This is a genomic window from Burkholderia sp. Ac-20392, from assembly GCF_017104585.1.
Taxonomy (GTDB): Bacteria; Pseudomonadota; Gammaproteobacteria; order Burkholderiales; family Burkholderiaceae; genus Burkholderia; species Burkholderia lata.
This window is the reverse complement of record NZ_JAAGPB010000293.1, coordinates 1-11,014: the sequence shown is the minus strand read 5'-3', so window position 1 is coordinate 11,014 and position 11,014 is coordinate 1. Positions and strand designations below refer to the sequence as shown.

The following is an 11,014-nucleotide window of genomic DNA, read 5'->3' as shown; positions in this document are numbered from 1 at the left end:
GGCGTCCACGCCTGTCCTGCACTGCGCGAGCGCGTGCCACTGACCGACGCCGGCCGCGAGGCCAGCCATCCACGACAGAGAGCGATCATGCAAAACAAACCCACAACACGACGTCAATTCCTCGCCGATGCGTTGAAGCTCGCCGGCGCCACCGCGATCACGGGCATGCTGCCCGAAAGCATCGCACGCGCGCAGGCCATTCCGGCTGCCACCGTGACCGGCACGATCCAGGACGTGAAGCACGTCGTGATCCTGATGCAGGAAAACCGCTCGTTCGACCACTACCTCGGCACGCTGGGCGGCGCACGCGGCTTCGGCGACCCGCGGCCGGTCGTGATCTCGAGCGGGTATCCGGTGTGGCGCCAGCCCTGGCTGACGTCCTACGTGTTTCCGTTCAACCCGTCCCCGCCCTCCGGCACCGCGAACGGCGACACCTACTACGGCGACCTCGACCACAGCTGGAGCGGCACGCACAGTGCGTGGAACAACGGCTGCTACGACAACTGGGCCGACGCGAAGACCAGCGGCACGATGTACTACTTCACGCAGAACGACATTCCGTTTTACTACGCGCTGGCGAGCGCGTTCACGGTGTGCGACGCGTACCATTGCTCGATGCTCGGCCCGACGGACCCGAACCGGCTGTATCTGTGGACCGGGTGCTGCGGCAACGTCACCGGCTATTCGCCGTACACGACCAACACGATGACGGGCACCGGCTGGACCACGATGCCGGAGCGCCTGAACACGGCCGGCGTCACGTGGAAGTTCTACCAGGACAAGGGCAACGGCATGGATGCCGGCCATGGTTACGGCGAATACAACGGCTCCAAAAGCGATCTCTGGTGGAACGGCAATTACGGCGACAACGTCATCCTGAACTTCAAGCAATACCAGAACCTCGGCGCAAACGATCCGCTCGCGCCGGCGCTCAACGGCACGCAGATCGATCCGTCCGGCGGCGGCAAGGAATACGACACCAACCTCTTCAGCCAGCTGCGCGCCGACGTCGCCAACGGCACGCTGCCGCAGGTGTCGTGGATCGCCGCGCCCTACGCCTACTGCGAACATCCGTCGTGGGCCGCGAGCGGCGGCGAATGGTACGTCAGCAACGTCCTGAATGCGCTGACGTCGAATCCGGCGGTATGGGCCAGCACGGTGCTGCTCGTCATGTACGACGAGAACGACGGCCTGTTCGATCACATGCCGCCGGCCGTCCCGGCCAGCTCCGCTGCCGGCACCGGCCAGTCGACGGTCTCGACGGCCGCCGAATTCGTCGCCAGCAGCGGCGCCGCATCGGACGGCTCGGCCAGCGGCGACGTACCGATCGGGCTCGGCCCGCGCGTGCCGATGTTCGTGATCTCGCCGTGGTCGAAGGGCGGCAAGGTCAACTCGCAGGTCTTCGATCACACCTCGGTGATCCGCTTTCTGGAAGCGCGCTTCGGGCTGCAGGAAACCAACATCACGCCGTGGCGGCGTACGGTGTGCGGCGACCTGACGTCGGCCTTCGATTTCTCGAACACGGACCAGACGGTGCCCGCGATCCAGCCGCCGGCGAGCAACATGAACCCGAACGGCTCGACCGTCCCGATCCCCTACCCGACCACCACCGCGGTGCCGGCGCAGGCCACCGGCCGCAGCACCGCCTGCCGCCTGCCCTACGAGTTCTTCGTGCAAGGCAAGGTCAACCGCGCCGGCCACACGCTGGCGCTGACGATGACCAACACCGGCACGGCCGGCGTGCACCTGCAGGCGTGGGTCGACGGCACGAGCACGATCCCCCGTCATTACACGATCGCGGCCGGCGCGAGCCAGTGCACGAACCTGTCGGATTCGCTCGCGCTGAATAGCGGCGGCAGCTACGACTATTCGGTCTACGGGCCGAACGGCTTCCTGCAGACGTTCCGCGGCAGCATCGGTTCGTCCGGCAACACGGGATCGACCGCGGAAATCAGCCTGTGCTACGACGTGGCGAACGGCAACGTGCAAATCACGCTCGACAACTCGGCCGGGGCCGGCGCGACGACGTTCCAGCTCACCGACAACGCGTACGGGATGAACACGAAGCAGTCGTTCACCGTCGCCGCCGGCGCGACGCAAGCGGTCACGTGGTACGGCGACGCCGGCTGGTACGACGCCAGCATCCGCGACGCGAACGACCCGAACTTCCTGCGTCGTGTGGCCGGCTGCGTGCAGACGCAATCCGGCGCGCTGCTCACGGATTCGGCGATCGGCAATACCAGCAAGAAGTTCGTCGCGTCGCTCGCGTCGCAGGGCTCGACGTTCGGCACGCTGCGGTTCGACTACGTTGCGCCGCCGTGGAGCCACAGCCCGAAGAACTGGGTCGGCATCTTTGCGCATGGCGCGCAGCCGACCAAGGGCAGCTACAAGTCGTGGGCGTACCTGCCGAAAAGCAGCGGCTCGCTGCTGTTCTCGTCCACGGCCAACAGCACGCTGGCGTCGGGGCAGTACGACGCGTGGTACCTGTTCGACGACGGCTACACGCCGCTCGCGGGCCCCGTCACGATCACCATCTGACGGCAGGGCCGGACCGTGTCGGCCGCCCGCATGGGGCCGACACGCATTCGGGCGCGACGTACCCCGTTGCGCCCGAATGCTTTTCCAGCCGCACGTTACGCGCTAGACGAGCAGATCCTCGTAGAACGCGCCGAACGGCCGTGTCGGGTGCGCGATCTGGATTTCGAGAATCCACAGCCCGGCCGCCGGCGCGGCATCGAAGTCGCCGAGATTACCGGCCTTGTAGATCGCGTGCGGAAAGTCGCTGACGCGATGCCCCTTGATGTCGACGTTCAGCCGGAAGCCGTGCGCATCGGCGCGTTGCGCGGCGAATTCGTACAGCGCGATGCCCGCGCAGCCGGTGGTGCGCCAGTGATGCTCGACTTCGTCGTAGATCACGCGCGCCGCGTGCGCGCACGCGTGCATGTCGGGATCGTCGCCGCACACGAACGTCGCGCCCGCGTCGCCCTCATGCTTCGCCCATACCGCGCCCAGGTCGATAAAGAAAATGTCGTCGTCGGCGAGGACGGGGTCCGCCACCGAGCGCTCCTTGAACGTGCGCAGCGTGTTTTCCCCGAAACGCACGAGCACCGGATGCCAGATCCGGTCCATCCCGAGCGCTTTCAGCACGCTCAACCCCAGCGCGTTGGCCTCCGATTCCCGCATGCCGGGCCGGATGCCCTCGGCGATCGCGTCGACCGCCTGCCATGTCATGGTTCTTGCGTGCTGCATCGCGTCGAGCGAAAAGGCTTCGCCGACGGCTTCGCGGTGCGTCGAATTCAAGATGGTGCTCCCGTGCGGGTAAAAGGGGGGTGGGGTCGGTCGTTCGTCGTTTCGATATGCACAGGAGAATATATCGATTCGCCAATCGGTGCCGACTCGCGCTTCGTCGTACGCCACAGCAAAACGGGCGCCCCGATGGAGCGCCCGTCAGCGTGTGTGTGCGCTGGATCAGAACTTGTGACGCAGGCCGATCCGCGTGACGAACTGCGTGTTCGCGCCCGCGTTGCCGATGAACGATCCCGACGAGCCGATCTCGGCCTGCACCGGCACCACGCGGCCGTTGATCGTGTTGCTGCCCGACGCCTTCTGGTAGGCCGCGCTCACGTACACGTCCGTACGCTTCGACAGCGCATAGTCGACCGCCGCGTTGACCTGGTGCCACTTGCCGTCGTAGCGGCCGTCGAGCTTCGAGAACGTATAGCCGAGACCGCCGCTCAGGGCCGGCGTGAACGCATAGCGGCCGCCGATTTCGTAGTTGTTCAGCTTCGACGTTTCACCCGACAGCGGCACGAACTTCGTGTGCGTCCAGTTCGCCCACACGAGCGCCGCCGCGATCGTATAGCGCGCGCCGACGCCAACCGTCTCGAGGTCGCGCAACCCTTGCGTGTTGACGTTCGCGATGCTCACGCCGAATGCAGGCTGTGCGCCGTTCGGGAAGCGGATGTTCGTATATGCGGCGCCGATGCCGAACGGCCCTTGCGCATAGTTCGCGCCGAAGCTGTACGCGCTCGACGAGCCCTGCGAACCGTTCGCACCGGTCGTGGTCGGCGTGCCCGCGAACTGCGTCGAGTTCGAGAAGCCGTACATCGCGCCGAACGTGAGGCCCGCGAAGTTCGCGCTCTGGAACTTCACCGCGTTGTTGATGCGGCTCGACGTCAGCTGGTCGAGGTCGTTGATGTGATACGCGTAGTTGCCGGCCGGCGTCTGGCTGCCCATCGAATAGTTCGCGCCGATGTAGTCGGTCGAGAACGAGTACTGGCGGCCGAACGTCAGCGAGCCGATCCCGTTCTTCGACAGGCCGACGAACGCCTGGCGGCCGAAGATTGCGCCGCCCTGGCCGATCGAGCCATCGCCGCTGCTGAAGCCGTTCTCCAGCACGAACAGCGCCTTCAGCCCGCCGCCGAGATCCTCGGTGCCGCGGATGCCCCAGCGGCTGCCCGATGCGACGCCGTCACCATATTTGACGAGCTTGTCGTGCCCGCCCGTCGTCGCGACCTTGTTCGAATACGTGATACCCGCATCGATCAACCCGTAGAGCGTGACGCTGCTTTGCGCGTGCGCGGCGGCGCCGAACATCCCGAGTGCGGCCGCGGCCACGATGGTCTTTTTCATGCTCACTTCCTTTTGTTGTTGACGCGCGCGCCTGCCTCGCAGCGTGACACGCGGCGTATTGACGAAGAACCGACTGATGAACGAGCGCAAGCCACAGGATCGCCGCACGCACCAACACCTCATGCGCGTGCACGATGTTCCGTTTCGATGCCAGTGTGGGCTTGCTGAAGCGGCATGCCGCGGGGGCGGCCGCTCGTGTTGCAGCGTCGGTCAGCGTGCGCTCCGGTTGCGCATGCCGCGACGACGCGTTGCTCCGGCGATGCAGGTCAGAATCTCTTCCGGCTTTCGTGGAGCGGTGGACGACGTGACGCCTGACGACGCCACGACCTTCGATATATTTTTCGGAATATATCGATTTGTCACCAAACGGTAAACAATTATTCGGGTTCCTGTCGTCTTTCATCCACATGCGGCCAACGGCCTCGCGGATCGAATGCACGACACAGGCGGCCGTCACCGCACCGAAGCAAACACGGGGCCCACGCCGAAATCCAGCATAATCAGGCGGTTGAACGAGCGCCTCAACCGGCGTGCGAGCCCCGCACACGTTTGCGTCACCGTCCGGTTCATCGCCTGACCGCGCTCCACCGCCACGGACGCAGCCAGTCTGTGCCGGTCGCGTGCGCGGCGAATTGTGCAGGTGCAAGAAATCGAAGCAAGAACAAACGCGATGCGGCGCACATCATGGCGCCGGCAATCGCATCACGGACACCACCACGCCATCCCGCAGAAAACAGGACACCGACACATGGACCGAACCGAGCACATCAGCATCGAACAGACGAGCGGGCTGCCCGCCGACGAACTGGACCGGTGCGACTTCTCGTTCGACATCGCCTGGGAATTGAACGCGCCGTATCAGGACTTGCTCGATCTCCGCACACTACCGACGCGGCGCAAGCACTACGGCTTCGATCCGGCCGGCTGGGCGGACGAGGCGTCCGGCAAGACGGCGCTCTTTCGCGCGACGGCCGGCGGCCGGCTCGCCGGGTTCGTGGCCATCGGCCAGAGCTGGAACGGGATGGCCGAGATCGCGGAGCTGGCCGTCGATCGCCACTGCCGGCGGCAAGGCATCGGACAGTTGCTGCTGGCGACCGCCGAATCGTGGGCGCGCAGCCATGGGTTCGGCTTCATGCGGCTGGAAACGCAATCGAACAACATCGCCGCATGCAGCACGTATGCCCGTTCGGGCTTCGTGCTGGGCGGGCACGATCGCCTGCTGTATGCCGACGACGAGAACGACGGTGAAGTGGCGCTGTTCTGGTACAAGGACCTGCGCGACGGGCAGACCGCGCGGATTCGCACGGTCGACCCGGAATCGGTGCGGCCGGTGGGCTGACGCACGGCCGCCCGCGCTTCATGACCGAATCATTGCCGCTTTACGTCCGCGTCGCGACGATGAACAGGCGCGGGAACGGCAGCAGCACGGTGCCGTCGGCGAGCGCCGGATAGCCGCCCGGCCCCGCGATCCCGTCGCGATACTGCGAGAGAAACGCGGTGCGCTCGCCCTCGTCGAGCGCTGCGAGGAACGGCCGCAGCGCACTGCCCTTGAACCATTCGACGACCGCGTTGGCGCCGCCGCGCAGCGGGTGGTAGTAAGTCGTGCGCCATACGTCCACACGCGAGCACAGCGGCGACAGCAGCGCGTGGTAGTAGCGCGCGTCGAACCGCTCGGTGCGCGCCGCCCCCTTCAGCTTGTCCGCCCACGGCCCGGCCGCGGCGACTTCGCGCATCAGCCGGTGCGCGGGTTCATCGAGGTTGTCGGGCATCTGCACCGCGAGATGACCGCCCGGCGCGAGCCGGCCGACGAGCGCCGGAAACAGCGTGTCGTGCGCGGGCACCCATTGCAGCACCGCATTCGCGAGAATCAGGTCGTAGCCGCCCGGATCGTCCCAGGTGGAAATATCCACGACGTCGAAACGCAGGTCCGGCAGGCGCTTGCGCGCGGCATCGATCATGTCCGCCGACGCATCGATCCCGTGGACCGTTGCGTCCGGCGCACGTGCGAGCAGCGCCTCCGTCGAATTGCCGGGCCCGCAGCCGATGTCGATCGCGGTATGGATCGGCGTGTTCGGCACGGCGGCCAGCAGATCGCGGATCGGCCGCGTGCGCTCGTCCTCGAATTGCACGTACTGGGCGGCGTATCGATCGAGTGGGGTCGTCATGTCGTTTCTCCTGGTCGGCGTGGACGGCCTCGCCTTCTACGCGGATGGGATGCCGGCGGCCGTCGATGCACCGCATTCTGCGATCGTCACGGAGTTCAGTAAAATGAATTTAATATCGTGATTGATTCAAATCTCTGATGAAAATCGATACGCTCGGTGTCCAGGCCTTCGTCGCAATCGCCGACGGCGGCAGCTTCCGGCAGGCAGCCGAAACGCTGCACGTCACGCAAACAGCCATCACGCAGCGGCTGCGCAAGCTCGAAACCTTTCTCGGCGTCGCGCTGGTCGAGCGCACCACGCGCCGCACCACACTCACCGAAATCGGCCGGCGTTTCCTGCCGCAAGCGCGCCGGCTGCTGAACGAGCTGTCCGACGCGCTCACCGAAATTCGCGAAACCGGCCAGAGCCAGCGCGGCGACGTCACGATCGCGTGCGTGCCGACGGTCGGCGTGCAATACCTGCCCCGCATCCTGCGCGCCTTCTCCGCACACCGGCCGCACGATCGCGTGAAGATCCTCGATCACGCGTCGGCGTCGGTGCTGCAGGCCGTGCTGCATCGCGAGGCCGAGTTCGGCATCGGCATCGCCGGCGACCAGCATCCCGAACTGGTCAACGTCCCGCTGACGAGCGATCCGTACGTGCTCGTGTGCCGCGACGATCATCCGCTCGCGAAGCGGCGGCGCATTCGCTGGGCCGCGCTGCAGCCGCATCCGCTGATCTTCGCCGGCGAAGTGAGCGGCAATCGCGGGCTGCTCGACGGCGCGCTGAAGACGAGCGGTGTGTCGCTGCATTCGTTCTACGAAGTGCAGCGCAGCTCGACGGCGCTCGGGCTCGTCGCGGAAGGGCTCGGCGCGGCCGTGGTGCCGAAGCTCGCGATCCAGAAGAACGCGTATCCGATGATCCGCACGATCGAGCTCATTGAGCCGGCGGTGTCGCGCACGCTCGTGCTCGTCACGCGCAAGAGCGCGCAACTGTCGCCGGCCGCCCGTGCGTTGTACGACATGATCGTCGAGCAGGCGACACCCTGACGATAGTGTCAGGGGGTGGGTCACGAAGCAGCGCCTTCGGGGTAGTATCGCCACACGCGGTCGCAACGGCCGGTGCCTACCCGGCGCCGCGCGCGTCATGCCACCGCAGCAACGGCCGTTCCTCACCACCCCTGCACGGAGCACTGCATGGCCTATCGCAACTATCACAAGCGCAAGATTGCAGACCGGGAACTCCATCCCGAAACCCAGATGATGTCGTACGGCTACGATCCGTTCCTGTCGGAAGGATCGGTGAAGCCGCCCGTGTTCCTCACGTCGACGTTCGCGTTCCGCACGGCCGAGGACGGCGCCGAATTCTTCGACGTCGTGGCCGGACGCAAGCCTTCGCCCGAAGGCGAAGGCGCGGGCCTCGTCTACAGCCGCTTCAATCACCCGAACCTGGAGATCGTCGAGGATCGCCTCGCGCTGCTCGACGATTCCGAAGCGGCCGTCGTGACGTCGAGCGGCATGTCGGCCATCGCCGCGATCCTGCTGACGTTCCTGCGGCCGGGCGACTGCGTCGTCCAGTCCGTGCCGCTGTATGGCGGCACCGAGACGCTGATCTCGAAGTTCCTGCCCGAGTGGGGCATTCGCTCCGAAGTGATCGCCGACGGGCTGTCCACCAGCGCGATCCGCGCCGCGCTCGAAGCGGCCGCGCAAAAGGGCAACGTGCGGATGTGCTACATCGAGACGCCCGCCAACCCGACCAACGCGCTGTTCGACCTCGAAGGGCTGCGCAGCGAGATCGATGCGTTCGAGGCTCGCCACGGCTATCGCCCGCTGTCGGTCTGCGACAACACGCTGCTCGGGCCGCTGTACCAGAAGCCGTCGCGGCAAGGCATCGACCTGAGCGTGTACTCGCTGACGAAATACATCGGCGGGCATAGCGACCTCGTCGCCGGCGGCGTCACGGGCAGCCGCGCGCTGATCACGAAGATCCGCTCGATCCGCAGCACGCTCGGCTCGCAGCTCGACCCGCATTCGTCGTGGATGATCACGCGCTCGATGGAAACGCTCGTGCTGCGCATGCAGCAGGCCGCCCGCAGCGGCAGCGCCGTCGCTCGCTGGCTCGCCGACAATCCGCATCGGCCGGTGCGCGTGCTGCATCCCGAGCTCATCGACGATCCGGCCTACCAGGCCGTCTATCAGCGCCAGTGCACCGGGCCCGGCTCGACGTTCGCGTTCATCCTCGATGGCGGCCGCGAGCAGGCGTTCAGGTTCATCAACCACCTGACACTCTTCAAGTCCGCGGTCAGTCTCGGCGGCACGGAGTCGCTGATCTGCCATCCGGCATCGACGACGCATTCGGGCGTGCCGGCCGACGCGCGTGCGGCGGCGGGCGTGTCGGAGGGGCTGATTCGCGTGTCGGTCGGGCTCGAACATCCGGACGACCTGATCGCCGACCTGTCTTACGCGCTGGAGCATTGCTGATACACGTGGCATGCGCCCCGTGGCGGTTCGCACGGGGCGGCGCCGGGATGCCGGCGTTCGAGCCGCGTAATCGTGCTTACCGAAGGATCCGCACCATGAACACCACGCGGCATCGATACCTGATCAGCAATCTGCAACACGCGCCGAACGTGACCATGACGATCGTGCACACGCTCGACAAGCCGGACACCGCTTCCTACCGGTACTGCACCGGGCGCGTGACCGTCGAGCTCGACTACCCGGAAACGTCATCCGGATCGACCACCCAGGTCAGGAAATTCCCGTTCGACGGCAAATGGTTTCCACTGGATCAGCGGTCGTTCGAGATGCACGTCGGCGACTTCATCCTGCCGCCTGAATTGTGCCGTCAGGGCATCGGCACGCTGTGCTGGTCGGAGATCCGTCGAACGCTTCCCCTTCCATCTAGCTGCCCGTTCTTTCTCAGCGGCGGCCTCAGCGACAAGGATGCAACGATCACCGGCAAGATCCTCGGCAGGGAGCAGACGATCGACAACATCGCACGCCGCGACGCATTCTGGCGCCGCATGCTGGATCCGGCCACACCGACGTTCATATCCGACAAGAACGGCGAGGGGTCATTCAGAGGCCTGTTCGTCGATCCGGTCGCGCACCCCAGCTACGTGCCGAAGGCGATCGCCACGACGATCTGAGCACGCGACGCGAGGCGATCGAACCGGGTTACAGCACCTTCACCATGAACACGCGCGACGCGCCTTCCGGCTCGCACGGCACCTCGCCGAACGCTTCGTAGCCCTGCTTCCGGTAGAAATCCGGCGCCTGGAACGAGATCGTGTAGAGCACCGCACGCGCGCATCCGCGTCGTTTCGCTTCCGCTTCGGCCTCGCGCAGCAGCCGGCTGCCGAAGCCGCCGCCGCGCAGCGATTCGGGCAGGTAGAACAGATCGATGAAGAAGAGGCCGAGCGACGTGCGCCCCGTCAGGCCGCCCAGGATCTCGCCGGTCGCGGGATCGGTGACATACACGTCGAGCGCGGCCGCGTCGGCGCGCCCCGTCATCGCGTGATTGAATTCGCCGAGCTTGCGGCTGATGAAGTCGTGTGCGGCCGGCTGCCCGGTGTCGGTGAGCCGGATGGAAACGTCGGGTTGCGTTGTCATGGGGCGGGTTCGGTCGAAGGGAGAGTCCGCCGGGCATGCAACACCCGCGGCGGGAGTCGTACGACTATAGCGCGTCGGCGGGCATGCCGTGCTGGTACGCCCGCCGCCTTCGTCACGCATCACGCGGCCGGCCAGCCGCGTTCATGCCTTTGCCCCACGCCCCCTCTCACGCCACCGCGAACGCCGCCTTCATGTCCGCCACACGGCGCCGTTCGCGCGCGATCATCATCCGGTTCACGACGATCACGCCGATCGTCACCGCCGTGATGAACAGCGTCGCCAGTGCATTCATCTCCGGGTTCAGCCCCAGCCGCACACGCGAGAACACCACCAGCGGCAGCGTCGTCGAGCCCGGCCCGGAAAGAAACGCCGACAGCACCAGGTCGTCGATCGACAGCGTGAACGACAGCAGCCAGCCCGACAGCAGCGCCTGCGAGATCAGCGGCAGCGTCACCACGAAGAACACCTTCAGCGGCGTCGCGCCCAGATCGAGCGCGGCCTCTTCCAGCGACTTGTTCATCTCCTTCACGCGCGACTGCACGATGATCGCCACGTACGACACGCACAGCATCACGTGACCGATCCAGATCGTCACCATCCCGCGACCCTTCGGCCAGCCGAACA

Annotated in this window: 11 protein-coding genes; 6 read left to right on the top strand and 5 right to left on the bottom strand. The window is 66.1% G+C overall.

Annotated elements, in window-relative coordinates:
- Positions 1-87 precede the first annotated feature (87 nt).
- Positions 88-2,538: a phospholipase C, phosphocholine-specific gene (locus G3N99_RS26250; RefSeq protein WP_206123842.1), complete on the top strand. Its 2,451-nt coding sequence runs from the start codon at positions 88-90 to the stop codon at positions 2,536-2,538.
- 102 nt (positions 2,539-2,640) lie between these two features.
- Here G3N99_RS26250 and G3N99_RS26245 read toward each other — a convergent pair whose 3' ends face one another.
- Positions 2,641-3,300 (bottom strand): M24 family metallopeptidase, encoded by a 660-nt coding sequence (locus G3N99_RS26245; protein WP_206123841.1) that lies wholly within the window; start codon positions 3,298-3,300, stop codon positions 2,641-2,643.
- A gap of 168 nt (positions 3,301-3,468) precedes the next feature.
- Positions 3,469-4,632 (bottom strand): porin, encoded by a 1,164-nt coding sequence (locus G3N99_RS26240; RefSeq protein WP_174937894.1) that lies wholly within the window; start codon positions 4,630-4,632, stop codon positions 3,469-3,471.
- Positions 4,633-5,380: 748 nt separating this feature from the next.
- On the opposite strand from G3N99_RS26240, the gene G3N99_RS26235 reads away from it, so the two are divergent.
- Positions 5,381-5,971: a GNAT family N-acetyltransferase gene (locus G3N99_RS26235; protein ID WP_174937893.1), complete on the top strand. Its 591-nt coding sequence runs from the start codon at positions 5,381-5,383 to the stop codon at positions 5,969-5,971.
- A 40-nt stretch (positions 5,972-6,011) separates the two neighbouring features.
- Here G3N99_RS26235 and tam read toward each other — a convergent pair whose 3' ends face one another.
- On the bottom strand, positions 6,012-6,797 hold the full coding sequence (gene tam / locus G3N99_RS26230) for a trans-aconitate 2-methyltransferase (protein WP_206123840.1): 786 nt from the start codon (positions 6,795-6,797) through the stop codon (positions 6,012-6,014).
- Between tam and G3N99_RS42410 the strand changes: the two genes are divergently transcribed.
- The 4 genes from G3N99_RS42410 (at position 6,796) to G3N99_RS26215 (ending at position 9,927) form a co-directional block, all read left to right on the top strand.
- Positions 6,796-6,918, top strand: a complete 123-nt coding sequence (locus G3N99_RS42410; RefSeq protein ID WP_277396445.1) for a hypothetical protein — start codon at positions 6,796-6,798, stop codon at positions 6,916-6,918. The genes tam and G3N99_RS42410 overlap by 2 nt on opposite strands.
- Before the next feature lie 16 nt (positions 6,919-6,934).
- Positions 6,935-7,825 (top strand): LysR family transcriptional regulator, encoded by an 891-nt coding sequence (locus tag G3N99_RS26225; RefSeq protein WP_206123839.1) that lies wholly within the window; start codon positions 6,935-6,937, stop codon positions 7,823-7,825.
- A 147-nt stretch (positions 7,826-7,972) separates the two neighbouring features.
- Positions 7,973-9,256, top strand: a complete 1,284-nt coding sequence (locus G3N99_RS26220) for a cystathionine gamma-synthase family protein (RefSeq protein ID WP_174939891.1) — start codon at positions 7,973-7,975, stop codon at positions 9,254-9,256.
- 47 nt (positions 9,257-9,303) lie between these two features.
- The gene (locus tag G3N99_RS26215; RefSeq protein ID WP_174937885.1) at positions 9,304-9,927 is read left to right on the top strand and encodes a hypothetical protein; all 624 of its coding nucleotides are present in this window, start codon (positions 9,304-9,306) and stop codon (positions 9,925-9,927) included.
- A gap of 28 nt (positions 9,928-9,955) precedes the next feature.
- Here G3N99_RS26215 and G3N99_RS26210 read toward each other — a convergent pair whose 3' ends face one another.
- Together G3N99_RS26210 and G3N99_RS26205 are read right to left on the bottom strand one after the other, a co-directional pair.
- Complete coding sequence (locus G3N99_RS26210; protein WP_174937883.1) at positions 9,956-10,390, bottom strand: GNAT family N-acetyltransferase; 435 nt, start codon at positions 10,388-10,390, stop codon at positions 9,956-9,958.
- 166 nt (positions 10,391-10,556) lie between these two features.
- On the bottom strand, positions 10,557-11,014 hold a 458-nt coding region (locus tag G3N99_RS26205; RefSeq protein ID WP_175851573.1), incomplete at its 5' end, for an ABC transporter permease subunit.

What these genes read in the sequence shown, in the direction of transcription:
- G3N99_RS26210 (WP_174937883.1), bottom strand. Translation starts at nt 10,390, where the DNA reads ATGACAACGCAACCCGACGTTTCCATCCGGCTCACCGACACCGGGCAG.
- G3N99_RS26220 (WP_174939891.1), top strand. Translation starts at nt 7,973, where the DNA reads ATGGCCTATCGCAACTATCACAAGCGCAAGATTGCAGACCGGGAACTC.
- tam (WP_206123840.1), bottom strand. Translation starts at nt 6,797, where the DNA reads ATGACGACCCCACTCGATCGATACGCCGCCCAGTACGTGCAATTCGAG.
- G3N99_RS26240 (WP_174937894.1), bottom strand. Translation starts at nt 4,632, where the DNA reads ATGAAAAAGACCATCGTGGCCGCGGCCGCACTCGGGATGTTCGGCGCC.
- G3N99_RS26215 (WP_174937885.1), top strand. Translation starts at nt 9,304, where the DNA reads ATGCCGGCGTTCGAGCCGCGTAATCGTGCTTACCGAAGGATCCGCACC.
- G3N99_RS26235 (WP_174937893.1), top strand. Translation starts at nt 5,381, where the DNA reads ATGGACCGAACCGAGCACATCAGCATCGAACAGACGAGCGGGCTGCCC.
- G3N99_RS26250 (WP_206123842.1), top strand. Translation starts at nt 88, where the DNA reads ATGCAAAACAAACCCACAACACGACGTCAATTCCTCGCCGATGCGTTG.
- G3N99_RS26225 (WP_206123839.1), top strand. Translation starts at nt 6,935, where the DNA reads ATGAAAATCGATACGCTCGGTGTCCAGGCCTTCGTCGCAATCGCCGAC.
- G3N99_RS42410 (WP_277396445.1), top strand. Translation starts at nt 6,796, where the DNA reads ATGTCGTTTCTCCTGGTCGGCGTGGACGGCCTCGCCTTCTACGCGGAT.